This window comes from Streptomyces sp. BBFR25 (genome assembly GCF_044590125.1).
Classification (GTDB): domain Bacteria; phylum Actinomycetota; class Actinomycetes; order Streptomycetales; family Streptomycetaceae; genus Streptomyces; species Streptomyces canus_D.
Genome location: NZ_CP172447.1, coordinates 3,731,823 through 3,757,001, shown reverse-complemented (window position 1 = coordinate 3,757,001; position 25,179 = coordinate 3,731,823). Strand labels below are relative to the sequence as shown.

The 25,179-nt window shown below is 71.7% G+C and carries 20 protein-coding genes; 9 read left to right on the top strand and 11 right to left on the bottom strand.

The annotated features are described in order from the left end of the window. Positions 1 to 30: 30 nt before the first annotated feature. Together ACGH52_RS16935 and ACGH52_RS16930 are read right to left on the bottom strand one after the other, a co-directional pair. Positions 31 to 456, bottom strand: a complete 426-nt coding sequence (locus ACGH52_RS16935) for a pyridoxamine 5'-phosphate oxidase family protein (protein ID WP_399940305.1) — start codon at positions 454 to 456, stop codon at positions 31 to 33. A 315-nt stretch (positions 457 to 771) separates the two neighbouring features. Next, complete coding sequence (locus ACGH52_RS16930; RefSeq protein WP_059301181.1) at positions 772 to 1,407, bottom strand: TetR family transcriptional regulator; 636 nt, start codon at positions 1,405 to 1,407, stop codon at positions 772 to 774. Between the two features lie 134 nt (positions 1,408 to 1,541). Here ACGH52_RS16930 and ACGH52_RS16925 point away from each other — a divergent pair, with 134 nt between their 5' ends. From ACGH52_RS16925 to ACGH52_RS16915, 3 genes are all read left to right on the top strand, one after another. Continuing rightward, positions 1,542 to 2,336: a VOC family protein gene (locus ACGH52_RS16925; protein ID WP_399940301.1), complete on the top strand. Its 795-nt coding sequence runs from the start codon at positions 1,542 to 1,544 to the stop codon at positions 2,334 to 2,336. A 198-nt stretch (positions 2,337 to 2,534) separates the two neighbouring features. Beyond that, on the top strand, positions 2,535 to 4,931 hold the full coding sequence (locus ACGH52_RS16920) for a PQQ-binding-like beta-propeller repeat protein (protein ID WP_210973983.1): 2,397 nt from the start codon (positions 2,535 to 2,537) through the stop codon (positions 4,929 to 4,931). A gap of 56 nt (positions 4,932 to 4,987) precedes the next feature. After that, positions 4,988 to 5,518 (top strand): hypothetical protein, encoded by a 531-nt coding sequence (locus ACGH52_RS16915; RefSeq protein WP_399940298.1) that lies wholly within the window; start codon positions 4,988 to 4,990, stop codon positions 5,516 to 5,518. Positions 5,519 to 5,609: 91 nt separating this feature from the next. Here ACGH52_RS16915 and ACGH52_RS16910 read toward each other — a convergent pair whose 3' ends face one another. The 4 genes from ACGH52_RS16910 to ACGH52_RS16895 all read right to left on the bottom strand — a co-directional run bounded on the left by ACGH52_RS16910 (position 5,610) and on the right by ACGH52_RS16895 (position 11,083). Next, positions 5,610 to 5,801, bottom strand: a complete 192-nt coding sequence (locus ACGH52_RS16910; RefSeq protein WP_003974557.1) for a hypothetical protein — start codon at positions 5,799 to 5,801, stop codon at positions 5,610 to 5,612. A gap of 214 nt (positions 5,802 to 6,015) precedes the next feature. Next, a complete protein-coding gene (gene afsR, locus ACGH52_RS16905; RefSeq protein WP_399940295.1) occupies positions 6,016 to 8,988 on the bottom strand; it encodes a transcriptional regulator AfsR in 2,973 nt (990 codons plus the stop codon). Between the two features lie 102 nt (positions 8,989 to 9,090). Further along, positions 9,091 to 9,501, bottom strand: a complete 411-nt coding sequence (locus tag ACGH52_RS16900; protein WP_076974857.1) for a nitroreductase/quinone reductase family protein — start codon at positions 9,499 to 9,501, stop codon at positions 9,091 to 9,093. 70 nt (positions 9,502 to 9,571) lie between these two features. After that, the gene (locus ACGH52_RS16895; RefSeq protein ID WP_399940292.1) at positions 9,572 to 11,083 is read right to left on the bottom strand and encodes a CehA/McbA family metallohydrolase; all 1,512 of its coding nucleotides are present in this window, start codon (positions 11,081 to 11,083) and stop codon (positions 9,572 to 9,574) included. Positions 11,084 to 11,271: 188 nt separating this feature from the next. On the opposite strand from ACGH52_RS16895, the gene ACGH52_RS16890 reads away from it, so the two are divergent. Next, complete coding sequence (locus tag ACGH52_RS16890; protein WP_399940289.1) at positions 11,272 to 13,875, top strand: bifunctional FO biosynthesis protein CofGH; 2,604 nt, start codon at positions 11,272 to 11,274, stop codon at positions 13,873 to 13,875. A gap of 42 nt (positions 13,876 to 13,917) precedes the next feature. Here ACGH52_RS16890 and ACGH52_RS16885 read toward each other — a convergent pair whose 3' ends face one another. Beyond that, complete coding sequence (locus tag ACGH52_RS16885; protein WP_121702787.1) at positions 13,918 to 16,761, bottom strand: toll/interleukin-1 receptor domain-containing protein; 2,844 nt, start codon at positions 16,759 to 16,761, stop codon at positions 13,918 to 13,920. 126 nt (positions 16,762 to 16,887) lie between these two features. On the opposite strand from ACGH52_RS16885, the gene ACGH52_RS16880 reads away from it, so the two are divergent. After that, entirely contained in the window at positions 16,888 to 17,760 is an 873-nt protein-coding gene (locus ACGH52_RS16880; RefSeq protein WP_193777711.1) for a DUF4231 domain-containing protein, read from the top strand. A gap of 96 nt (positions 17,761 to 17,856) precedes the next feature. Further along, positions 17,857 to 18,420, top strand: a complete 564-nt coding sequence (locus ACGH52_RS16875; RefSeq protein WP_399940285.1) for a hypothetical protein — start codon at positions 17,857 to 17,859, stop codon at positions 18,418 to 18,420. Positions 18,421 to 18,439: 19 nt separating this feature from the next. Here the strand turns inward: ACGH52_RS16875 and ACGH52_RS16870 are convergent, their stop codons facing one another. The 3 genes from ACGH52_RS16870 to ACGH52_RS16860 all read right to left on the bottom strand — a co-directional run bounded on the left by ACGH52_RS16870 (position 18,440) and on the right by ACGH52_RS16860 (position 20,702). After that, the gene (locus tag ACGH52_RS16870; RefSeq protein WP_059301343.1) at positions 18,440 to 18,949 is read right to left on the bottom strand and encodes a DUF2165 domain-containing protein; all 510 of its coding nucleotides are present in this window, start codon (positions 18,947 to 18,949) and stop codon (positions 18,440 to 18,442) included. Between the two features lie 84 nt (positions 18,950 to 19,033). After that, positions 19,034 to 20,119: a tyrosine-protein phosphatase gene (locus tag ACGH52_RS16865; protein ID WP_399940282.1), complete on the bottom strand. Its 1,086-nt coding sequence runs from the start codon at positions 20,117 to 20,119 to the stop codon at positions 19,034 to 19,036. A gap of 235 nt (positions 20,120 to 20,354) precedes the next feature. Then, positions 20,355 to 20,702, bottom strand: a complete 348-nt coding sequence (locus ACGH52_RS16860; RefSeq protein ID WP_399940279.1) for a DoxX family protein — start codon at positions 20,700 to 20,702, stop codon at positions 20,355 to 20,357. An 84-nt stretch (positions 20,703 to 20,786) separates the two neighbouring features. On the opposite strand from ACGH52_RS16860, the gene ACGH52_RS16855 reads away from it, so the two are divergent. The 3 genes from ACGH52_RS16855 to ACGH52_RS16845 all read left to right on the top strand — a co-directional run bounded on the left by ACGH52_RS16855 (position 20,787) and on the right by ACGH52_RS16845 (position 23,366). Next, complete coding sequence (locus ACGH52_RS16855; protein WP_399940276.1) at positions 20,787 to 21,683, top strand: LysR family transcriptional regulator; 897 nt, start codon at positions 20,787 to 20,789, stop codon at positions 21,681 to 21,683. 104 nt (positions 21,684 to 21,787) lie between these two features. Further along, positions 21,788 to 22,903 carry an ADP-ribosylglycohydrolase family protein gene (locus ACGH52_RS16850; protein ID WP_399940273.1) on the top strand — a complete coding sequence of 372 codons (1,116 nt, stop codon included), beginning with the start codon at positions 21,788 to 21,790 and terminating at the stop codon, positions 22,901 to 22,903. 52 nt (positions 22,904 to 22,955) lie between these two features. Beyond that, a complete protein-coding gene (locus ACGH52_RS16845; protein ID WP_059301377.1) occupies positions 22,956 to 23,366 on the top strand; it encodes a VOC family protein in 411 nt (136 codons plus the stop codon). A 70-nt stretch (positions 23,367 to 23,436) separates the two neighbouring features. On the opposite strand, the gene ACGH52_RS16840 is transcribed toward ACGH52_RS16845, so the two are convergent. Continuing rightward, positions 23,437 to 25,020, bottom strand: a complete 1,584-nt coding sequence (locus ACGH52_RS16840) for a sodium:solute symporter family protein (RefSeq protein ID WP_059301333.1) — start codon at positions 25,018 to 25,020, stop codon at positions 23,437 to 23,439. Positions 25,021 to 25,179: the final 159 nt, after the last annotated feature.

Sequence of the window (25,179 nt, the reverse complement as noted above, 5' to 3'; positions counted from 1 at the left end):
GATTGTCGTGCGGTCGGGAGCGTTTGGGGGTCAGAGCGAGCCGAGGTCGGAGGAGACCCAGCGTTCGGGGCGCATCCGGACGACGACCTGCTCGCCGTGGTTCGCCGTGGCGAAGGCGACGTAACCGTCGACCTTCTCCGCCGGGAGATAGCGCGCGGACAGCTCCCGCAGGTGTTCCTCCGTCGCGGTGACCGTCTCGACGACCGGCCCCTCCACCGACACGTAGCGGATGGTGGGCTCCAGCCGGTCGACCATCAGCGAGAACCGGCCCGCCGTGCTGATCAGCTGGTTCTTGCGGCTGTCGAGGCCCGTCATGATCCACACCTCGCCGCCGGGCTCGTACTGGTACCAGATCGGCACGGTCAGCGGGGCGCGGTCCGCCCCCGCGTCGACCGCGAGCGCGGCGATGTGCGGCTCGGCCAGGAACGTCTCACGCTCTTCGCGGGTCAGGGCCACGGCGGTCTCCTCCAGCGGATGCGGATGCGGATGCGGATGCGGTGCGGGTCTGGACGCTGAACACAACGTCGGCCGGAGGGACGGCTGTTCCCCGGCCGAGGCCGTCGCGGGGCTGAACTTCGAGGCGCTGGACGTCGTGCCGAGGCGGCCTGAGGCCGGGGCACGGTCGCCGAGTTCGAGCGGGCGGCCGACGGGGCGGCGAAGGTCTGACGGACTGCTGGAGACCCGGAGGTCTGCCGGAGACCGGGAGGTCTGCCGGAGGTGCGGCGGGCGGCGACGCGGCGGAGCGGAGATGACAGGCTGCCGCGCGGCGTACTACTTGGCGGGCTTCTTTCCGGTGATACCGAGATACGTCAACAGGGCGAGATGCGGCTTGAGTTCCGCCTGTTTCACACCCCAGGAGGAGAAGCCCTTCTGGTGCGAGGCGGCGGCCGCGAGCATGACGACCAGTGACCCGGCGATCGCCGCGGGGTTCACGTCCTTGTCGACCTTGCCCTTTGCCTGGAGATCGGCGACGGAATCCGTGAGGGAGGAATTCACCGAGTTAAGGATCTTCATGCGGATTTTGGCGAATCGCTTGTCGCCCTCCGCCGCACCGAGATCGATCACACGCAGAATCGCGTCGTTCTTCCGCCAGAACTCCAGGAATCCGTCGACGAGTTCCTGTGCCGTCTGCCAGCCGGCCTTGCCGACCCACGAGCGGCCCGCCGTCAGCTCGGCCAGCGAGGAACTCTCGGCGGCCACGCGGTCGGCGATCTCCAGGACGGCGCCCTCGACGTCCGGGAAGTACTGGTAGAAGGTCGCGGGCGAGGTGCCCGCCTTGCGGGCGACATCGATGACTTTGACATCGCGATAGGGGGAGGAGCTGAGCATTTCGCTGAGGCAGTCGAGCAGTTTCTGCCGGGTCGCCTGCCCACGTCGACCGGCCACGCGGCCGTCGACGGTACGCACTTGTCCTGTCATGCCGTCAGCTTACCGACGGGTGATCCGAGCGCGATTCGGCCGACTGCAAATGGGGTGTGAGCGCGGAGAGAGGCTGGTGCGCCTGGTCTGCGCGGTGCGGACGACACGGTTACTTTGACGGCATGGCCGAAAACGGGGCATTCGAGAAGAGGTCGCCGAAGTCGTCGGACCGCCCGTCCGCCCGCCGGGAGGGAATCCCCTGCTGGGTGGACGCACAGCTCTCCGACGTGGAGGCGGGCAGGCGTTTCTACGGCGAGCTGTTCGGCTGGACCTTCCAGGCGGGAGCGGCAGGGGAGTCCGAGGAGAGCCCCTACCGGGCGCCGGGGGAGGCCGTACGGGCGTGCCTGGACGGGGAACCGGTCGCCGCGCTGGTCCGCAAGACGGACGGCCGGATGCCCACCGTGTGGTCCGTGTACTTCCACACCCCGGACGCCGCCGCCCTGGCCGCGCGGATCCGGGCGGGCGGCGGTCAGGTCGTCACCCCGCCCCACCCGGTCGGAGACCTGGGCACCGCCGCCCTCGCCGCCGACCCCGACGGTGCCGTCTTCGGGCTCTGGCAGCCGGGCCGCCGCACCGGCTTCGGGCGCCGGCACGAGCCGGGCACCTTCGCCTGGGCCGAGCTGTACACCCGGGACACGGAGGCCGCCAACGCCTTCTACGGCGACCTGTTCCACGACGCGCTCTTCGGCGCGGACGCGTCCCCGGACTTCGGCCGCGCCCGGGTCGCGGACGTGTTCCCCGCCGAGATGCCGCCGCACTTCCTCGTCCACTTCGCGGTCGAGGACGTGGACGCCGCTCTCGCCGCGGTGACCCGGCTCGGCGGGCGGGTGCGGGTGCCGCCCTTCGGGACGTCGTACGGGCGGGTGGCGGTGGTGTCGGACGGCCAGGGAGCGTCGTTCGCGCTGCTACGACGCTGAACGGACCCGGAGGGGGCTTACCGCGGCCCCTTTGCCCGGAATCGGGCTAGACACCCCGATTGTCGCCAGGTTCGCCACCAGCGCCTCGGACAGGAAGAATCGGGGTGCGTGGCGCCACGGAGGTGCGGTGGTGAGACGCTGCACTTCGGTCGCGTACATATGTGGGTGGCGCGGCCCGTACGGGGAGGTGGCAGGCAAGTGGTGGATCAGCTGACGCAGCACGATCCGCGGCGGATCGGGCCGTTCGAGGTGCTGGGCCGGCTCGGCGCCGGCGGCATGGGGCTGGTCTATCTCGCGCGCTCGGCGTCCGGGCGGCGCGTGGCGATCAAGACGGTGCGCACGGAACTGGCCGAGGACCAGCTGTTCCGCGTCCGCTTCACCCGCGAGGTGGAGGCGGCCCGCGCGGTCTCGGGCTTCTACACGGCGGCCGTGGTCGACGCCGACCCGCGCGCCGCGGTGCCGTGGCTGGCCACGGCCTACGTACCCGCACCCTCCCTCGAGGAAATAGTGAACGAGTGCGGGCCACTGCCGGCCCAGGCGGTGCGCTGGCTGGCCGCGGGCGTCGCGGAGGCGCTCCAGTCGATCCACGGCGCGGGCCTGGTCCACCGCGACCTGAAGCCCTCCAACGTCCTCGTCGTCGAGGACGGCCCCCGCGTGATCGACTTCGGTATCGCGTCCGGCGTCTCGAACACCCGTCTGACCATGACGAACGTCGCCGTCGGCACCCCCGCCTACATGTCCCCGGAGCAGGCGAAGGACTCCCGCAGCGTCACCGGCGCCAGCGACGTGTTCTCGCTCGGCTCGATGCTGGTCTTCGCCGCCACCGGCCACCCGCCCTTCCACGGCGCCAACCCGGTCGAGACGGTCTTCATGCTGCTGCGCGAGGGCCCCGACCTGGAGGGCCTGCCCGACGAGCTGCGCCCGCTCATCGAGTCCTGCATGCAGATGGAGGCCACCGGCCGCCCCAACCCGGCCGACCTCCAGTCCCAGCTCGCCCCGCACCTCTTCGGCTCCGGCTCCGACGACAGCGGTACGGCGTCGGCGTGGCTGCCCGAACGGGCCGTGGGCCTGATCGAGCGGCGCCGCAACGGCCGACCCGCGGTCAAGCCCGCCACCACGGGCGGCGGCCGCGGCCCGGGCCCCTCCGGTGCCCGCGGGCCCGCCCACGCGCCCCCGGTGCCGCCCCCGCCCGCGCACGACCCCGTCGTACCGGCGCCGCCCGCGCACGGCCCGGCGGTACCCGCTCCCGTCGGCGCCCCCGACGGCGGGCCGGTCCGGCTGCCCGGCGCGGCGGTGCCCATCGGCCCCGGCCCGCGCGTCGCCGACATGCGCGCCGCCGCCGTCGCCGCGCCCCCGCCGGAGTCCGCCCTCGCCGCGTCCTGGTCCCGCCCGCGCCCCGGCGTCAACGGAGCCGACCCCGCCGTACCGGCCCCGTCGTCGCCCGCGCCCCCGGAGGCCTCGCCGGCCGGGTGGCGCCCCTGGCGGTTCCGGATGTCCAACGACGTCTGGGGCACGCCGCGGGTCGCCGAGGACCTTGTCTACGTCACCTCCTTCGAGGTGCACGCCCTGGACGTGGCCACCGGCCGGCGTCGCTTCAAGACCCGGGACGTCGCCTGGTCGATGGCGGTCGCGGACGGCCGTATCCACGCCTCCGACGGACCCACCCTCTTCGCCCTGGACGCCCGCGAGGGCGCCGACCTCTGGCGCGTCCAGACGGACGCCTGGGTGTACTCGCTCCAGGCCGACCGCGGCACCGTCCTCACGGCCACCCGCGGCGGCGGCGTCCAGGCCTGGGAGGCCTCGGCCGGCCAGAAGCTGTGGGAAGTCACCGGCGCCCAGACCGACTTCGAGTCCCCGGAGGCGGGCGCCGCGCTGCACGAGGGCACGGCGTACGTCTGGCAGGACGCCCGCCTGCGCGCCCTGGACGCCCGTACCGGCGAGGAGAGATGGTCGTACCCGATCGGCGACGCGGCCTCCTGCGGCGGCGTGCCGGTCCGCCTCAGCCAGGCCGCCGACGGCTACGTGTACGTCGCGGCCGGCACCCGGGTCCTCGCCCTGGAGGTCGCCTCCGGCCACGTCCGCTGGCACTTCGAGGCCCCGGCGGTCTTCCTGGCCCCGCCCACCTTCGTGCCGGGCCCGGCCGTGACCGGCGGCGGCGTCTACCTCGCCGACTACCTCGGCACCGTCTACGCCCTCGACGCCACCGACGGACGCGACCGCTGGCGCATCGCGACCGAGGCCCGCTCCTCGACCGACCCGGTCCTGGTCGCCGCCGGACACGTCCACGTGGGCAGCGGCAAGGGCCTCTACACGCTGGACGCGGTCACCGGCACCCCCAAGTGGCGCTTCCAGGCGGGCGGCGACATCGTGGGCGCGCCCGCGGTCGCCGAGGGCCGCATCCACTTCGGCTCGACGGACCACCTGCTCTACACGCTGAAGGCCGACGACGGCCGCCTGCGCTGGAAGCTCGCCACCGGCGGCGAGATCACCGGCTCCCCGGTGGTCCGCGACGGCATCGTGTACGCGTGCAGCAAGGACCGCTGCGTGTACGCCCTGGACGCGGAGAAGGGCACGGGGACGGCCCGTACGACGTGAGGCCCCGTGCCCGGCCGGTGACGTGTCCGTGACATCCGCGGACTAGCGTGATCTTCATGACGACACGGGGGCGGGCACTCAGGTTCACGGCGATCTCGGCACTGGTGGTCCTCAGCCTCACCGGCTTCTCGACCGGCCGCCACGGCCACGGGGGCGACGGCTCGGGCGGCGGATGCAGCAGTTCCGGCCAGGACCACGACAGCTCGTCGTCCACATCGGGCGGCGGCGACGCCTACAAGGACGACGACACGTATGGCGACGGCACATATGGTGACGGCACGTATGGCGATGACACCTACGGCGACGACTCGGGCAGCGGCGGCAGCGGCGAGGCCGAGGCGGAGCCTGCCGTCCTGAACCTGATCACCTGCGTCAGGGAGGACCAGCCGTGGTCCACCGTCGAGGTCACCAACCCGAACGCCACCGAGTACACGCTCGCCGTGACGGTCCTCTTCAAGGACGCGGACGGCACGACGATCGACGAAGGCACCGAGGAAGTCACCGTCCCCGCGGACGGGGTGAGCGCGGTCCGCGTCCCCTTCGACGGCTCCGGCATCCCGGACCACTGCGAAGTGTCTGAGCGGTGAGGGAGCCGGTCTCCTGAACCCCTCCGGGCACACGTCGGCCGCGGCGGCTCCCCTCCGCGCCGCCGCGGCCGATCCCCGTGTGGAGGAAGGTCTACTTGCCGTCGCCGTCCAGGTCCAGGGCGGGCGGGGCCGGCATGTGGTTGTCCATCGTGGTGATCGCTTCGTTCGCGGGCCCGCTCGGCATGTGGTTGTCGAGCGTCGTGACGGGCTCCTCCGTCGCCGGCGGAGTGGGCATGTGGTTGTCCTGCGGTGTGGCGTCCGCGTCCTTCATCTTGTCGCTCATGGACTTCGCTCCTCATGGGTCGTGACGAGGTAGCAACGCCCGTCCGGTAGCTCCCCCGTAGGCTGCCGGACGGGCGTGCGGAGCCGCACACTAACTGGTGGGCTCGGTCGTCATCCGTCTGCCCCCCGATGCGACGGTCTGACGGAGATGACAGTGCCAGGGGGAGATAAACGAACGCTGAACGCTCCCGGCCACCGCCGGTCGACGGCCGGGTTCACCGCGCCATACTGCGAGCCAGCAACGCCCTTACCTCGCCGACCTCCTGGGCGTCGTGCTGCTCGTAGAGGCTGAGCGCCTCGCGCCAGCACGCTCGCGCGCGGTCCGCCTGGCCCAGGGCCGACAGGGCGCGTCCCAGCAGAGCCAGGACGTTGCCCCGCATCCGGTCGCCCCCGATGCATCCCAGGGCGAGTGCCTGCTCGGCGTGCTGGGCCGCCGACGAGGGGCGTCCGGCGGCCAGGTGCACCTCGGCGAGGCGGAAGTTGGTGGCGCCCTCCCACAGGCGCTGCCGGTGGTCCCCGAAGATGTCCAGCGCCTCGGCGAACTCGCCCAGTGCCTCTTCGTGACGGCCTGCTCTGGTCAGTGCCACTCCCAGGGCGAAGTGGCCGTTGGCGAGGCGCATGGTGCGGCCCAGCTCCGCGTACACCGCGAGTCCTTGCCGGGCGATGTCGACGGCCTCCGCGACGTTGCCCATGCCGAGCTGGGCACGGGAGAGGTTCGACAACGCGGACGCCTCGCCCGCGCGGTTGTCCGTTGCCCGGAAACCCGCGATGGCCTGGTGGAAGAGGCCCTTGCCCTCGGCGTACCGGCGCTGGTGCAGGCAGACGAGTCCTCGGTTGTTGGCGACCCAGCTCACGGCGGCCGAGTCCTCGGCGGAGCCCGCCAGCCGCATGGCCAGCCGTGCCTCTTCCTCGGCATGCTCGATGCGACCGGACACCAGAAGCACATCGCTGAGAACGGTGCGAGCCCTTCCCTCGGCGCGGGTGTCCGCCGCGGAACCGGTGGCGTCGCACATCGCCCTGGCCGTCGCCTCGTACTGGTGTGAGTTCGCGCCGGACTCCGTCAGGTCCTTGGCCGCCCACAGCAGATCCACCGCCCGCCGCAGCCTGGCCGTCCCGGCGGACTGCCGCACGCACGCCAGCAGCGGCGCGGCCTCCGTGTACAGCCAGTCCAGCGCCGCCGACCCCTCGGTGAACGTCAGCCCCGGGTACTCCGTCGGCTCCAGGCCGTCCACCAGCCGGTCCCCGGGCCGTTCGATCGCGTACACGCCCGCCGCCGTGGCCAGGTAGAAGTCCAGCAGCCGGGACAGCGCCGCCCCCAGCTCGCTCGGCGGGTTCTCGTCCCGTTCCGCGCACGCACGCGCGTAGAGGCGGACCAGGTCGTGGAAGCGGTAGCGGCCCGGGGCCGCCGATTCGAGCAGCGAGGTGTCCACCAGGGACTCCAGGAGGTCCTCCGTGGCCTCCACCGGGAGGTCCAGGACCGCCGCGGCGGCGGCGAGGGAGATGTCCGGGCCGTCGGCCAGGCCCAGCAGGCGGAAGGCGCGGGCCTGGGCCGGTTCCAGCTGGCCGTAGCCCAGTTCGAAGGTGGCCTCGACCGCCTGGTCGCCCGCCTGCAGCTCGTCCAGCCGGCGGCGCTCGTCCGCCAGCTTCGCGGCCAGCACCGAGACGGTCCAGGTGCGGCGGGCGGCCAGCCGGGACGCGGCGATGCGGATCGCCAACGGCAGGAAGCCGCAGGCGCCGACCACGTCGAGCGCCGCCTCCCGCTCCGAGGCGACCCGCTCCTCGCCCACGATCCGCGTGAAGAGGGCCAGCGCCTCCTCGGGCGACATCACGTCCAGGTCGACCAGGTGCGCCCCGGCGAGGTCCACCATCCGCACCCGTGCCGTCACCAGCGCCGCGCAGCCGTCCGTGCCGGGCAGCAGGGGCCGCACCTGGGCGGCGTCGCGGGCGTTGTCCAGCAGGACGAGGACGCGGCGGCCGTCCAGGACGGAGCGGTAGAGGGCGGCGCGCTCCTCCAGGGAGTCGGGGATCGCCGAGTCGGCCGTGCCCAGGGCCCGCAGGAAGGAGCCCAGGACCGCCTCCGGCTCCGCGGGCCGCGCGCCCGCGCCCTGGAGGTCGACGTACAGCTGCCCGTCCGGGAAGGCGGCCCGCGCCCGGTGGGCGACGTGCACCGCGAGGGTGGTCTTGCCGACGCCGCCGATGCCGGCCAGCGCCGAGACCGCCATCACGCGGCCCGTCGTCGGCTCCCCGGACGCCGCGGACAGGATGTCGCTCAGCTCGCGGACGAAGGCCGCGCGGCCGGTGAAGTCGGACACGGTCGCCGGGAGTTGCGCCGGACGGAACGCCGCCGTCGCCTTCTCCGCGGCCGGCGCGGAGGGTTCGGCCAGGCCCGGGTCGGCCTGGAGGATGCGCTGCTGGAGTTCCTGGAGGCCGGGGCGCGGGTCGACGCCCAGCTCGTCGGAGAGCAGGCGGCGGGTGTCCGCGTAGACGGCGAGGGCCTCCGCCTGGCGGCCGCTGCGGTACAGGGCCAGCATCAGCAGCTCGCGCAGGCGTTCGCGCAGCGGGTGGGCCGCCGTGAGCGCCGTCAGTTCCGAGACCGCCTCGGCGTGGCAGCCCTGCTCGAGGTCCATGTCGAGGCGGGACTCCAGGAGTTGGAGCCGCCATTCGTCGAGCCGGACGCGCTGTGTCTGGGCGTAGGGGCCCGGCACCCCGGCCAGTACCTCGCCGTCCCACAGGGCCAGCGCACGGCGCAGCAGGTCACGGGCGTGGCAGAGGTCCCCGGCGGTCCTGGCCTTCTCGGCCCCGGCGGCCAGGTCCTGGGCCCGCGCCAGGTCCAGCGCCCCCTCGCCCAGGCCCCGTACGGCGTACCCGCCCGACTCGCTGACCAGCACGCCCGGGTCGAGGACCTTGCGCAGCCGGGAGGCGTACGTCCGCACCGCCGCCAGCGCCTGCGACGGCGGTTCCTCGCCCCACAGGGCGTCGATCAGCTCGGCCGCCGTGGCCGTACGGCCCTCGCGCAGCAGCAGGGCGGCCAGCAGCGCGCGCTGCTGCGGGGAGCCGGTGGTCAACGTCTCCTCGCCCCGCCAGGCGCGCACCGGCCCCAGTACACCGAAGCGCAGCGCGCCCGATTCCTTCCCTTCCGCCGGGAATCCGGGACGCCGCTGCTCCGGAACCCGCGGTCCACCGTCCATGCCGTCCCCCTAGACATCCTGAGCAACCACGTCAGTTTGCCTTGTTCATGCCGACCACGTCAGCCGTGGGAGACGCCGATCACAGGTTCTTCATCAGCTTTGCTACCCCTGCCCCTCCAGCTCCACCCGTACCGTCAGATGCCCCGTTCCGACGCCCATCGCCCGCACCGCCATGCTGTTGAGGCGGGGGAGGCGGCGCAGGCGGGCCAGCGGGTCGTCGTCGGGGAGGAGATGGGCCGTCCCGGGGTACCAGCGGCCCCGGACGCGCACCCGTACGCGCGGGTCGGCCTTGATGTTGCGGATGTACTGGGAGCGCTCGCCGAACTCCGAGACCAGCCAGAACGAGTCGCCCTCCCGGCGGCCGCCCACCGGTGTGCGGCGGGGGAGACCGGAGACGCGGCCGGTGGTCTCCAGGAGGGTCTGGCCGGGCAGCCGGCGCACGACGGCGTTCAGCCGGCGCTGGAAGGCCGTGACGGTCCGGTACTTCCGCTCGGGGTTCGGCGGTTTCGGCATCGTGGGTCCGCGCTCCGTCTCGCTCGGGGGCTCCGCGGTCGGTCCCGGGGAGTCCGGTGGCCTCTGGAGACTAACGCCCCAGGAACACGGGGTTGGTGAACGCCGCCAGCGCGCCCGGCAGCGGGCCCGCCGCCGCCTCGTGCCGCACCTCCGCCCGTACGTAGGCCGCGTACGAGGCGGTCGTGCGCCACTCCACCGTGCCCGTGCCGGACACCGGCAGCGGGTCGCTCGTGAACAGCACGCCCTGGTCCGTGACGAGGCGCACCGTGCAGCGCGGGGCGCCCGTCACCTCCAGGCGGACGGTGACCGGGGTGTCGGCGTCCACGCGCAGCCGTTCGCCGATCCCGGCGTGTTCGCCCCGGCCGCCGGACGCGGTGAAGGACAGGGACAGCTTCGACGACTCGGCCACGTAGGACCGGCCCGCGCGGATGCCCTCCTGGATCGCCTCGCGGGACAGGTCGTCGGCGAGGACGACGGTCTGCGGGCGGCCGATCACGTCGGGGGAGCGGTGGGAGTCGCTGCTGCCCATCGCCGGGATCCAGTCCCGCCGCCCGTCGCGCACCGAGGCGACCAGCATGCCGTCCCAGTCGGCCAGCGCCACCTCGTCGTCGGGCGTGTAGGCGCCGTTCCACACCTCGACCGCGTCCGCCTCCCCGAACCCGAACTTCCAGTTGCAGCCGATGCAGGTGGCGTGCGGGTGGGCCGGCACGACCAGGCCCCCGGCGCGGCGGATCTGCCGGGCGAAACGGCCGAAGCGGTTGTCCCGGGCCCGGTAGCGCCAGTCGACGAAGGTGCCGGGGTCGGTGCCGAGGGCGACGACGTGGCCGTTGCGGGTCGTCACCTCCTCGCCGAGCAGGATCAGCAGGTCGTCCACGGCGTGCTCGGCCCAGTGCGCGTGCGCCGAGTGCGTGTTGTGCTCGGAGGAGTTGATGAAGTCCAGGCCCGCCGCCCGCGCCAGCTCCGCGATCTCGGCGAGGGTGTAGCGGCCGTCGGAGTACTCCGAGTGCAGGTGGCAGTCGCCCCGGTACCAGGCCCGGCCCCGCCCCCTGGCCCGCTCGGGCGGGTAGACCGGCCGCGGGGTCTCGCCCTGCTCGCCGTAGGTCAGCGTGATCGTGATCTCGTACGACAGGCCCTGTGGGGCCACCGTGTACGGGCCGAGCGCGATGTGCCAGGTGCCTTCCCGCACCGGCCCCGGGACATAGCCGGGGGTGGCGGCGTCCGCGCGGACGAAGAACTCCGTGCGCGCCCCGCCCGACCAGCCGCGAAAGCCCCGGCCGCCCAGCTCGGTGCCGCGCTCGTCGAAGAGGCCGATGTCGAGCGCGTTGCCCTGGGTCCCGGCCGGGACGGTGGGGCGGTCGTAGGTGTAGGCGACGCGGATCTCGCGCACCCCCCGGGGGACTTCGACCGGGACGTACACGAAGTCGGGGGAGCCGGGCGGGAGGGTGCCGCGTACGGTTCTGGTCCGCGGGCCCGTACCGCCCGCCGCTGAAGCGAAGCTCACGGTCGCCAACGTAAGCGCGGTGGCCGCTCCCGTCACGAACACCGCGCGTCTGCCGATCCCGGCGTGGTCGTCCTCGCACATGCTGCTGCTCCCCAGGTGTCGTCGATGACATGGCATGGGTGGTGCAGGGGGTGGTGAGTGCAACCCTCGTATTGAGCCGTGAACTGCGGGGCAAGGGAAGGGGGGAGACGGATGGAGGACCGGAAACCGTGCGGTGGGTCACGGGGACGGGACAGCCGTGCTGATCACGCCGCTCGTATGCTCGAAGGATGACGACTTCCGCGACCTCCGGAACCGGACCCGCCGACCCCACCGGCCCCACCGAGAACTCCATGCGTCGCGCCCTCAAACGCGCCCGGGACGGCGTCGCGCTCGACGTGACCGAGGCCGCCGTGCTGCTCCAGGCGCGCGGCGAGCACCTCGACGCCCTCACCGCGTCCGCCGCCCGGGTCCGCGACGCGGGCCTGGAGGCGGCCGGACGCCCCGGCGTCATCACGTACTCGAAGAGCGTCTTCGTCCCGCTGACCCGCCTGTGCCGGGACAAGTGCCACTACTGCACCTTCGTCACCGTCCCCGGCAAGCTGCGCCGCGAGGGACACGGGATGTTCATGTCGCCGGACGAGGTGCTCGACATCGCGCGCAAGGGCGCCGCCCTCGGCTGCAAGGAAGCCCTCATCACCCTCGGCGACAAGCCCGAGGAGCGCTGGCCGGAGGCCAGGGAGTGGCTGGACGCGCACGGGTACGACGACACGATCGCCTACGTCCGCGCGATCTCGATCCGCATCCTGGAGGAGACGGGGCTGCTCCCGCACCTCAACCCGGGCGTCCTGACCTGGACGGACTTCCAGCGGCTCAAGCCCGTCGCGCCCTCCATGGGCATGATGCTGGAGACCACCGCGACCCGCCTGTGGTCCGAGCCCGGCGGCCCGCACCACGGCTCCCCGGACAAGGAGCCCGCCGTACGCTTGCGCGTCCTGGAGGACGCCGGGCGCTCCTCGGTCCCCTTCACCTCCGGCATTCTCATCGGTATCGGCGAGACGTACGAGGAGCGGGCCGAGTCCCTCTTCGCGCTGCGCAAGGTCTCCCGCGCCTACCACGGCATCCAGGAACTGATCATCCAGAACTTCCGCGCCAAGCCGGACACGGCGATGCGCGGCATGCCGGACGCCGAACTGGACGAGCTGGTCGCCACGGTCGCCGTCGCCCGGCACATCATGGGCCCCTCCGCCTGCCTCCAGGCCCCGCCGAACCTGGTGGACGCGGAGTACGAGCGGCTGATCGGCGCCGGCATCGACGACTGGGGCGGCGTCTCCCCGCTCACCATCGACCACGTCAACCCCGAGCGCCCCTGGCCGCAGATCGACGAACTCGCCGCGAAGTCCCAGGCGGCCGGGTTCGAGCTGCGGGAACGGCTCTGCGTGTACCCGGAGTTCGTCCAGCGCGGCGAGCCCTGGCTCGATCCCCGCCTGCGCCCGCACGTGGCGGCCCTGGCCGACCCGGCGACGGGCCTGGCCCGCGAGGACGCGACGGTCGAGGGACACGCGTGGCAGGAGCCGGACGAGGCGTTCACCGCCACCGGCCGCACCGACCTGCACGCCACCATCGACACCGAGGGCCGCACCTCGGACCGCCGCGACGACTTCGACGAGGTGTACGGCGACTGGGGTGCCCTGCGCGAGGCCGCCGCCCCCGGCATGGCCCCCGAGCGCATCGACACCGACGTACGCGCCGCGCTGGCCACGGCGGCCGACGACCCCACGCGGCTCACGGACGACGAGGCGCTCGCCCTGCTGCACGCCGACGGCCCGGCGCTGGACGCCCTGTGCTCCATCGCGGACGACGTCCGCAAGAGTGTCGTCGGCGACGACGTGACGTACATCGTGACCCGCAACATCAACTTCACCAACGTCTGCTACACCGGCTGCCGCTTCTGCGCCTTCGCCCAGCGCCGCACGGACGCCGACGCCTACACGCTCTCCCTGGACCAGGTCGCCGACCGCGCCCAGCAGGCGTGGGAGGTGGGCGCGGTGGAGGTCTGCATGCAGGGCGGCATCCACCCCGACCTGCCCGGCACGGCGTACTTCGACATCGCGCGGGCGGTCAAGGAGCGCGTGCCCGGCATGCACGTGCACGCCTTCTCGCCGATGGAGGTCGTCAACGGCGCGACCCGCACGGGCCTGTCGATCCGCGAGTGGCTGGGCGCCGCCAGGGAGGCGGGCCTGGACTCGATCCCGGGCACGGCGGCCGAGATCCTCGACGACGAGGTCCGCTGGATCCTCACCAAGGGCAAGCTGCCCACGGCGACGTGGATCGAGGTCGTCGAGACGGCCCACGAACTGGGCATCCGCTCCTCCTCCACGATGATGTACGGCCACGTCGACCAGCCCCGCCACTGGCTCGGCCACCTGCGCACGCTCGCCGGGATCCAGCAGCGCACGGGCGGCTTCACGGAGTTCGTGACGCTCCCCTTCATCCACACCAACGCGCCGGTGTACCTGGCGGGCATCGCCCGGCCCGGCCCCACCCTCCGGGACAACCGCGCGGTGACGGCGATGGCCCGCCTCCTCCTGCACCCGCACATCCCCAACATCCAGACAAGCTGGGTGAAACTGGGCACGGAGGGTGCGGCGGAGATGCTCCGCTCCGGCGCCAACGACCTGGGCGGCACCCTCATGGAGGAGACGATCTCCCGCATGGCCGGCTCGTCCTACGGGTCGTACAAGTCCGTCAAGGACCTGATCGCGGTCGCCGACGCGGCCGGCCGCCCGGCGAAGCCGCGCACCACGCTCTACGGCCCGGTGCCCGAGGAGCGGCAGCGGGCGGCACGGGACTCGGACGGACACCTGCCGCAGCTGCTGCCGGTGCTGGACTGACGAAGTCGGGTCGGGACACACGGCCTCCCGCCCTCCCGTTCATCAGGGAGCGCCGTGTGCGGCACCTTCGTGTTCGCCGCAGGCCGTGTGGCCTTCGGAGATGGACGTCAGGTAGCGGTCGCGTTCTGTCTCCGTGAGGCGACGGCCGGCACGGGCGCACAATTGTTTGGTCCAAGCGTCGACGGACACGTCCCACGACATGATTTCTCCGCCTTCGGTGGCGGACCACAGGTGCTTGCCGTCTGCAGAGAAGATGAGACTGGTCTGCCAGCCCGGACCTCCGGTTCCGGAAAATGAGATGTCCGTCCAGGGAACGGTTACGTTGCCCAGTCGGTCGCCGGTCGCGAAGTCCCACAGCCAGACTGTGCCGTCGCCGGCCAGCGTGGCTGTCCATTGGCCAGTGTGATCGGTGACCAGTCCGTTCACTCCGGCCCCCTGGGACCGCCAGCGCAACTGACCGCTCTGGAGGCTCCAGTTCTGCAGCACGCGGCCGTCGGTGACGGCGAGAAGTGACTGTCTCTCCTCCGACAGGGTCAGGCTGTTCACCACGGAGGTTCCTAGGTCCAGTCGTTGCAGGAGTTCACCCGATGCCACACGGTAGACGCTGACGTAGCCGTCCCCGGTTGACACCGCGGCCAGGTCGCCCTTTTCGCTGATGGCCGTCACGGACTCGGTCGAACCGGTCGGCTGGGAGTCTTCCCCGGTCGACCCTTCTGCTGCACCCTTCACCGCAATCGACTGCTTTCCGGTACCGGGGTCGACGAGGAGCACGGAGTCGTCAGCGAGAGTGACCACCACGCGGCCGTCCGGCCTGCTGGAAATTTGAGTTTGTCCGGAGGCTCCGAGATGCTCGGGAAGGGCAAATGACTTCTCTTTCGTCAGGCTCCCTGACTTGTATCTCCACATTTCCAGACTAGAACTCGATGCGGCGTATAGGACGTCTTCGGAGTTTCCGAACGTGAGTGAGGCGTATGGCATGTCCGCAGCACTCGCGATCTCTCCTTCCGGAGACCTGACATGCAGCGAGAGTGGGGACTCGACAGTGGTCTGCTGACTCCATGCCAGTAGTCCACCCGGACTCAGGGCAAGGGGTGGTTGGTACTCGACCGTCGCCCCGTCGGGCACCGAGACGCTGTGCCTGTGCATGGTGGGTGCTCTCTCTGTCAGGGACCAGAGGGCCACCGTGCTGCCGTCGGCGGAGGCGAGTCGATCACCCTCTCCTGGCGAGAAGGCCAGGAGTGACGGCGCCTCGACTCCCGGGAGCGTCTCCAGCACCGCCTGCGGTGAGCCCTCCTCGGCTGTGGCCAACAAGAGCCCTTGGCTCGTGCCGACCGCGGTGCGTCGTCCGTCTGAGACGGCCAGGCTGGACGTCTCCTTACCCACTCGGGTCGTCTGAGCTCCACAGCCACTGCCCTCGGTGTCCGATCCAGGGCTCGAACCTTGGGAGAGTTGATCCAACGAGGAAAGGGAAACGCTGCCGAACTTCATGAATCCGAAGCATTTTCCGCTCGGAGATGCGGCGGAGACGTAGCCGTTGGCCGGAAATTGAACGTCGTCGGAAGCGTCGAGTGTCCGCAGTTTTCCATCGTAGATGCGCCAGCCCATCGCACTGGTCACCGTGATCTTGTTTCCGTTGTCCCAGAAGGCAAGATTGAGGGCTGCTGAGAGGAGTTCCGTTTCGATGTGGTGGGAGACTTTTTCGGTCTTTCCCTCGTGTAGCTTCAGGCTGTTGTCGCCGTCCATCCAGGCCAGGTCGTGAGTGGAGGGGCGGAACGAAATCAGGGAGACCGCGCTCCCTTTTCCGGACAGGCGCTGGTTTTTCCCCGTCTGCAGGTCGTGGAGGACAACCTCGCCGGAGCTGGTGCCGATAGCGAGGAGCTGGTCGTCGTCGCTGAAGGCCAACGCGTTGATCTGTCCCGTGAGAGAGAACCGTTCCGCTCTTCGGGAGCCGTCAGCCGTCCACAGTGTCACTGTGCCCTTCTCTGTGCCGGCGGCGACGAAACGAGGTGAAGTGGTATGGGCCAGAGCTGTCACCGTTGCGCCGGCGTGCACGAAGCGAACCAGATGAGGGCTCTGTGTCGTCACCTGGTAGAGCGCCGAGAGGGTCTCCGGCGTCTCCTCCACCTGGTACGCCTGTAGGGCCAGCAGCGACGCTGTCTCCAAGTCGTCACCGCTCAGATTGAGCGCCGTCGCCGCCAGTTGACGGGCTGTGGCGATGCGGGCCTGTTGTTGGGCCGTGTTGCGTTGAGCGAAGGCGAACACCGCGGCGGCGGTGGCCAGTACGGCCAGCGCGGTCATTCCGGCCAGCATGCCCTGCCGGAAGCGCCGGAGCCGACCCCGCTGGGTGACGTCCTCCCCGAACAACTCGTCCTTCGGTCGGTCGTGCAGCGGGGCGGCGAGGTCCGCGACGGCCTCGCGGAAACGTGGCTCACGGAGGTCTCCGGAGTGGTCGGCGTCCATCCATCGCAGGTCCACCCAGCGTGGCTCGGCGGTGAAATGCCCGCGCAGGGAGGGGTGGAGGCAGGTGGAGCGCGCGAAGTCGAAGTCGCCGGCCGCCTCGTCCCAGTGGATTTCCCCGCCCGTGACCACGAGCAGCAGCTTTTCCGCGCGGGGACCCTGCCGCCACCAGTCGATCTCCTTGCCCACCCACTTGGACGCACGCGACTCCGGCGACGCGAGGAGCAGCAAGTACTCGGAGTCACCGAGCGCCTGCTCCACGGTGCTCCACAGGTTGTGTTCCATCGACATGGCGGCGTTGTCCAGGAACACCCGCAGCGCCCGCATCCGGTTCCAGGGCCTGGCGAACGTGTGCAGCGCCTGTCTCAGGAGCCGGGCCCGGTGCGTGTCGGGCGTGTGGCTGTACGAGATGAACGCGGCGTAGCGCATTGATGGGCCCCCGTCCCGGCGTACTGCGGCGACTGGATCACGCTCCTGCGGGTAGAGCTGACACACAGTCAAAAGAGGCGACAGACTACCCACTTCGTGTCGGTGTCGCGAGAGACGGGGGCGGGGATGAGCCAGGGACTGCAGGGCCTGGAGGGCGACGATCTTCCGGTGGTTTTCCGGTCCTCGGACTCCGCCTCGCTGGGCGGGCAGCGTAACTACATCCGGGGTACGAAGATCCGGCTGGCGCTGGCCGTCGCAGCGGCGTTGTGCGGTGCCCTCGATCAGCGTGCGGCGGTCGTCGGGCTCGTGGTGGTCTTCGTGCTGACCATCTGCGTCGAGGTCTGGCTGCTGGCGGAGCGCCCCGAGCAGTCCTGGTACGACGGGCGCGCGCTCGCCGAGTCCACGAAGACCCTGGCCTGGCGCTTCGCGGTGGGAGGAACCCCCTTCCCCGTGGACCTGCCCCAGGCCAGGGCGCACCGCAGGTTCCAGCGACGCTTGGGGGAGCTGCTGCGGGAAGCACCCGTCTCCAGTCTCTCGCCGCTGGGGTCGATCGCGGTCACCGATGCTATGCGGGACCTGCGTGCCCGACCCTTCGCCGAGCGCAAGGAGGCGTACCTGCACCACCGGATCGAGGACCAGCAGTCGTGGTATTCGGCGAAGGCGGCCTCGAACGTCCGCAACGCCCGGCGCTGGCGTCTGGTGCTCATCGCCGTCGAGGGACTGGGCTTGACGGCAGCGGTCCTGCGGCTCCTCGACCTGTTCACCTTCGACCTGGCCGGGATCCTCGCCGCCGTACTGGGCGCCGGCTCGGCCTGGCTCGCGGTGCGGCAGTACGAGACACTCGGCCGGGCCTACACATTCGCCGCCACCGAATTGAGCGTGATCCATGAACGGCTGGCCCACGCCGACGAGGAGACTTGGGGGGACGAGGTGTCCGACGCCGAGGATGCGATCAGCCGGGAGCACACGATGTGGCGGGCATCCCGCGGGACGAGCTGACGGCGCGATCTGCGGCTCGGGGCACGAGAACAGCCGCAGTAAGATGATCGGGCCCCCGGTGTGTCGGGGTTCTCGTAGCTGAGGAGATGCGTGCCCGTGCCTGCCCGACTTCCCTCTTGGGCGTGGGTCTCCGGTCTGACCGTGGGCGCGATAGCGGCGGTGACCGTCCTGGCCGTGCAGGCGGACCAGGGGCCCCACCCCACCGCCGTGGCGACGAAGCCGAGGCCGTCGGCGTCGGCGGACGCGCACCCCACGCCGAAGGAGACCGCGCCCGCCCCGGTACCGGAGGGCTCCGGCACCGGGCGGCGCGTCGTCTACTCGGTCGGCCAGGACCGGCTGTGGCTGGTCGACGCCAGCGACACCACCCGGCGGTCCTTCAAGGTCTGGCCGGGCTCGGTCGACCCCGACCCCGGCAAGTACAGCGTCGGCACCCGCCGCCAGGACCCGACGACCGGCTCCGACGGGGTGCGGATCGAGCAGATCATGTACTTCACGCAGGAGGACGGCGTCTGGGTCGCCTTCTCCAACGCCGTGGACGGCTCCTCCCCGCCGCCGCCCGCCGACGGCGCCAAGACGGGCGGCATACGGCTGCCCAAGGCGGACGGCGACGCGCTCTGGGAGTTCGGCACGTCGGGCACGACGGTCACCGTGGTCTCGTAGGTCACCGTGGTCCCATAGATCACTGCGGTCTCGTGGTCTCCGCCTCGCCGGACGGCAGGTGCGCCACGATCAGCACGACGCCGCTGAACAGGAGCACCCGGGTCGCCGCCTCCAGCCCGTTCCAGTCCTCCGACTGCCACATCGCGAACCACTCCCCGCCGATCGCGAGGAACCCGGCGCCGAAGAGCAGCATCAGCATGAGCGTGCCGTAGGTGGTGAAGCGCCGTGCGGGAGCGTGCTGCCGGCGTATCCAGAGCCAGGTCGCCCAGATCAGCACGAGCGCGGCCGCGGTCTCCCACACGATGATCGCCACATAGGCGGTGTCCTGGAGACCCTTGCTCGTGATCGCCCGCCACATCAGGTCGTCGTCCTTGAACGTCGTGTCCATCGCGAGGACATGGCGCACGTACTGCTGGTTGTTGTCGAAGTCCGTGATGTTCCCGAGGGCCACGAGGGCGATGTAGAGGGCGAGGACCGCGGTGAGCACGGTGGAGGCGAGTAACAGGGTGCTGCGGGGGATGTTGGTCATGCCAGCACTATCCCCAAGCCGGAGACGGGGCGAGTAGGCAGGGCGCGGGAACGTGATCTCTTCGCAGCGTTCGGGCCACGCCGCTCAGCCCACCAGGAGGTCCTTCTTGAGCCGTCGCAGCTCCCGCGCGTCCAGGCCCAGCGCCTTCTTCTCGTACGCGGCGAAGGAGCCGTACGCGTCCTCGACCTCGTCGAAGCCGGAGTTCAGGTACGAGGCGCGTACGTCGAGCATCGGCTTGTAGACCGCGGCCTGCTCGGCGGGCATGGCGGCCAGGGCGGCGGCGTTGGCCTCGGCGCGGTACTCGTTGGAGGCCAGGTAGTCCGCCGTCACCGTCTCGCGCGGCACACCGAGCGCGGTGAGCAGGGCGGCACTGGCCCAGCCGGTGCGGTCCTTGCCCGCGGTGCAGTGGTAGAGCGCGCCGTCGGCGTCGCGGACCAGGCCGGAGAACACGGTGGAGTAGGCGGCCTTCGCGGGCTCACCGCTGACCATGGTCTTCTCGCCGTCGATCATCATCTGCTCGGCCTCGGTGGCGGACGTCGGCATGGTGAAGACGGGGGAGTCGTCACCGAGGACGTCCGCCACGACGTACCGCACGCCCTCGGGCAGGCGGTCCGGGGCGGCGGAACGCTCGGAAGCCGTGCGCAGGTCGTAGTCGACGGCGATGCCGAGCCGCTTCAGCTTCGCCAGATCGGCGTCGGTGAGCTTGTCCAGGGAGTCGGTGCGGTACACCGCTCCCATCCGCACCCACTGCCCGTCCTTGGTGCGGTAGCCGCTCGCGTCACGGAAGTTGACCGCGCCCTCCAGGTCGATCAGCCGGTCGGCGAGCCGCAGCCGCTCCCCCCGGTCCGGTACCAGGTCGAACCACTGCCGGTCGGCGGCGGGCAGCCCCGACACGGTGACCCGCCCGGTGGAGCCGCCCACGGCGACGGTACGGCCGTTCGCCCGGACGGCGACCGCGTGGGTGCCCGGCGCCTTCCAGGTGATCTCGTACGCGCCGTCGTCCCGCGCGGTCACCTCGGCGGCCGTGAAGGGTATCTGCCGGGCGGAGTGGCCGGGGTTGGCGTGGTGAGCGGCGGGCGCGGCCGTGGCGGCGGGGGCGGCGACACCAGCGAGGAGCGCGGTGGCCGACAGGACGCAGGCCATGCTGACACGTGTCTTGTTGTTCGTCATGGCCGGGATCGTTCAGCCCTCGGACGGGGAACCCGCTAACGGATCATGAACTAGGCCCGTCGGCCGACCGTCGCGACGGTGTGCACGAACGCGGTCCAGGAGGCGTCGGTGAGCTCTCGACGCACTCGGGGCCGTAATCGCTGCTGTAGCTGCTCTTGGCCGCCGCCCCGCGCCGCGGAGGAGCGTGTCGCCGCGTAGAACGCGTACAGGGCAGGTCCGGCCCACGCTGCTCCCCTCACCCGGCCGTCAGAGCGAGCGTGGCCGCGTTCAGGGCCAGGTACCCGGCGGGGAACGCGATGTTGTGGAAGACCCGGGCGCGGACGTGCGCGGCGACCGCGCCGACGAAGAAGAGGACGAGACCGGCCGCGGCGGCGATGCCGAGGGGTCGGACGCCCAGGAGGCCGATGAGGAGCCCGGCGGCTCCGGCGGCCTTGAGTATCGCGAGCCCCGGCAGCCACGACTCGGGGACCCCCACCTCGGCCGAGTTGGCGAGGACGAACCGGGCCCGCACCAGGTCCGCGACCGCGATCCCGGCGGCGGCGACGATCGCCGCGACGGTGACGATCATGTAGGCGGTGAACACGGGCTCCCCTTCCGGCAGTGACCTGATCCCAGCCTCACCGGCGCCCACCGCGACGTCCAATACCTGCTTCTATAACCTGGTGGCATGGATGTCGACACGCGCCTGCTGCGGTACTTCGCGGCCGTGGCGGAGGAAGGCAGCCTGACCCGGGCGGCTCAGCGGCTGTACGTCTCGCAGCCCGCGCTGACCAAGCAGGTCCGGCAGCTGGAGTCCGCCCTGGGCGTGGTCCTCTTCACGCGTTCGCGCGGCGGCATGGCCCTCACCGAGCCGGGCCGGACGCTCGCGGCCCGGGTGCCCGGCCTCCTCGCCGGGTGGGAGTCGGCCCTGCGCGAGACGAGGTCCGCGGCGAGCCGGGCCGACCGGACCCTGCGGGTGGGCTTCCTCGCCAGCGCCGCCAACGAGGCGACGCAGTCGATCGTCGCCGAGTTCGCCCGGCGCCGTCCGCACTGGCGGGCCGAGATGCGGCAGGCCTCGTGGTCGAACCCGTCCGCCGGACTCGCCGACTCGGACGTCGACGTCGCCCTGGTGCGGCTGCCGTTCCCCGGTCAGGAGGAGCTGCGGGTGGTGGAGCTGTTCAGCGAGCCCCGCTGCGTGGCGCTCCCCGAGACACATCCGCTGGCCGGACGCGAGACGATCGACTTCCGTGAACTGTGGGACGAGCCCTTCGTGGCCGCCCCGCCCGAGACGGGTCCCTGGCGTGCGTACTGGCTGGCCGCCGACGAGCGCGACGGCCACCCGGTCCGCGTCGGCGCCGTCACCGAGCACCCGGACGACTGGCTCACCGCGATCGCCAACGGCTACGGCGTCGCCCTCGCTCCCGAGTCCGCGGCCCGCTTCTACACCCGCCCCGGCGTCGTCCACCGCCCCGTCACCGGGGTCGGCCCCAGCCGGGTCGGCGTCGCCTGGGACCCCGCCGACGACGCCGACCCCGTCGTCCAGGACTTCGTCGGCTGCTGCCGCGCGGTGTGCGTCGGCACGTGAACGTTTCCACACCGTTCCGACCCTGACCGACCACTTCCGTTCGCATACAGTGCTGGACGTCGTACGTACGGACAGTGGCGTGGACAGTGCCGAGGGAGGTCCAGGTGGGCGGGACAGCCGGCGCCGTCTGGGGGCGTGCCGAGCAGCAGGACTTCCGCAGCCGGGTGCGCGGAACGCTGCTCGGCGCGGCCGTCGGGGACGCCCTCGGCGCGCCGGTCGCCGGCCTCGGCCTCGACGAGATCCGGGAGGAGCACGGCGCGGAGGGACTGTCCGACCTCGCCCCCGCCCACGGCCGGCGCGGTGCCGTCACCCACCTCACCCAGCTCACCCTGTTCTCCGTGGACGGGCTGATCCGCGCCCAGGTACGGAGGGACACCGGCGCCTGGCACCCGCCGACCGACCTGCACCGGGCCTACCGGCGCTGGGCCGCGACCCAGCGCGACTGGGGGCCCGACCTGCGGCGCAAGGACGACGGCTGGCTGGCCCACGAGGAGTGGCTGTACGTCCGCCGGGACCCGCCGCGCGCCCTGCTGCTCGGCCTCGGCGACGAGACGATGGGCACCCCCGAAGCGCCCAAGAACCCCGGCGAGCGCGGCCCCGAGGCCGCCGCCCGCTCGGCGCCGTTCGGGCTCCTGGTCGGCTGGGAGCCGCAGCTGGTCGCCCAGCTCGCCGTGGAGTGCGCGGCGCAGACCCACGGCCACCCCACCGGATACCTGGCGGCGGGCGCGTACGCCGTGATCGTGCACGGGCTGGCGCGCGGCGAGAGCCTGGACGCCGCCGTGCAGCGGGCCCTGGCACTGCTCGTCGCCCGGCCGGGGCACGAGCCCGTGACGGACGCCCTTCAACACGCCCTCGGCGCGGTACGGCAGGGGCTGCCGGTCCCGGCCCGGGTGACCGGGCTGATCGGCGCGGGTACGGCGGAGGGCCTGGTCGCCGCCGCCGTGTACTGCGCCCTCGTCGGCGAGGACGTACGGCACGGGCTGCGGCTCGCCGTCAACCACGACGGCCCCTCGGCGGCGGCCGGCGCCCTGACCGGCGGCCTGCTCGGCGCCCTGCACGGCGAGACGGCCCTGCCCCCGGCCTGGCTGGCCGAACTGGAGGGCCGCCCCACCCTCCTGGAACTGGCCGACGACTTCGCCATGGAGATGACCCAGGGCCCCGCCCTGCACGGCCCGGCGGGCTCGTCCCCCGGCTGGCTGACGCGGTACCCGCGGGCGTAGCGGTCAGGTCTCGAGAAGCGGTGGGCCGTGGGACGCGACTAGCGTGGCGGCCATGGACATCAGCATTCACACCACCGTCCTCCCGCACGACGACCCGGAGGCGTCCCTGGCCTTCTACCGGGACGTCCTCGGCTTCGAGGTCCGCAAGGACGTCGGGAACGGCACGATGCGCTGGATCACCGTCGGACCGGCCGGCCAGCCGGACGTCTCGCTGCTCCTGTCGCCGCCCGCCGTGGACCCCGGCATCACCGACCCCGAGCGCCGCACCATCGCCGAGATGATGGCCAAGGGCACCTACGGGTGGATCCTCCTGGCCACCGAGGACCTCGACGGCACCTTCGAGAAGGTGCGCGCCGGGAACGCCGAGATCGTCCAGGAGCCGACCGAGCAGCCGTACGGCATCCGGGACTGCGCCTTCCGGGACCCGGCGGGCAACCAGATCCGCATCCAGGAACTGCGCTGACCGGGGCGGCCGGTGACCACGAGCCGTGGCCACCGGCCGGACACCGGTCGTGCGCCGTCCGGGTGGGGGCTCAGTCGCCCACCCGGCTGCGCCCCACCGCGTCGTCCACCCCGCCCGCGGGCGCCGGGACCGCGGCCGCCGCGCCGGAGGCGTCGCCGTCCCCGTCCGTGTTGACGCGCTCGATGATCGCCAGCCGCTCCGGGGTGTCCTCCGGCTTCAGCCAGCCGATCAGGACGTACAGGACCAGCGAGACCGCCAGCGGGACGGAGACCTGGTACTCCAGGGGCACCCCGCCGTCCACGTTCCAGTTGATCGGGTAGTTGACCAGCCAGAACGCGAGCAGGCCCAGACCCCAGCTGGTGAGCGCCGCCGTCGGGCCCGAGCGGCGGAAGGGCCGCAGCAGACCGAGCATCATCGGGATCGCGATCGGGCCCATCAGCCCGGCCACCCACTTGATCACGACGGTGATGATGTCCTTGAACGTCGGCGAGTCGACCTGCGTCGCCACCGCCATCGACAGACCGAGGAAGATCACCGTGGTCAGTCGGGCCGCCAGCAGTCCGGACCGCTGCCCCCAGCCGCGCGCCCGCTTCGACAGCACCGGCGCCACGTCACGGGTGAACACGGCCGCGATGGCGTTCGCGTCCGAGGAGCACATGGCCATGGTGTGCGAGAAGAATCCGACGATCACCAGTCCGAGCAGCCCGTGCGGCAGCAATTGCTCGGTCATCAGGGCGTAGGAGTCGGAACCGTCCGGCTTCTGCGACTCCACCAGCAGCGGCGACATCCACATCGGGAAGAACAGCACCAGCGGCCAGACCAGCCACAGCACCGCCGACAGCCGCGCGGAGCGGGTGGCCTCGCGGGCGTTTGCCGTGGCCATGTAGCGCTGGGCCTGGTTGAGCATGCCGCCGTTGTACTCGAAGAGCTTGATGAAGAGGTAGGCCAGCAGGAACACCGCCCCGTACGGGCCGACCAGCGGTTTTCCGTGGCCCTGGAGGGCGGGCTCGTCCCAGACGCCGAAGAAGCCGCCGTGGTCGCCGAGCTTCATGACCACGGCCACGAACATCGCGACACCGGCCAGCAGCTGGATGATGAACTGCCCCAGCTCCGTCAGCGCGTCCGCCCACAGGCCGCCGATCGTGCAGTAGATGCCCGTGATGACGCCGGTGATCAGGATGCCCTGGTTGAGCGTGATGCCGGTGAAGACCGACAGGAGCGTGGCGATGGCCGCCCACTTCGCGGCCACGTCCACGATCTTCAGCAGCATCCCGGACCAGGCCAGCGCCTGCTGGGTGGGCAGGTTGTACCGGTTCTTGAGGTACTCGAGCGGCGAGGCCACGTGCAGCCGGGAGCGCAGCCGGTTGATGCGCGGCGCGAACAGCTTGGAGCCGATGGCGATGCCGAGCGCGATCGGGAACGACCACGTCACGAAGGACGTGACTCCGTAGGTGTAGGCGATGCCCGCGTAGCCGGTGAACATCACCGCGCTGTAGCCGGACATGTGGTGCGAGATGCCGGACAGCCACCAGGGCATCTTGCCGCCGGCCGTGAAGAAGTCGCTGACGTCGTCGACGCGTTTGTGCGACCAGACGCCGATCGCCACCATGACGGCGAAGTAGCCGATGAGCACGGACCAGTCGAGACCGTTCATGTGCCCCCTTCCGGGGTCCGCCTTGTGAACTCCGCTCAGCTGGTTGGCACTTCGCACGAGCGGGGTAGGGGCGTGGCAGGCCGCGAAGTGCCCGCTCATCGTGGGTGCGACGACGCGGGCACGACAAGGAAGCGGAAGGTCAAGAGGAAGTAAAAAGGT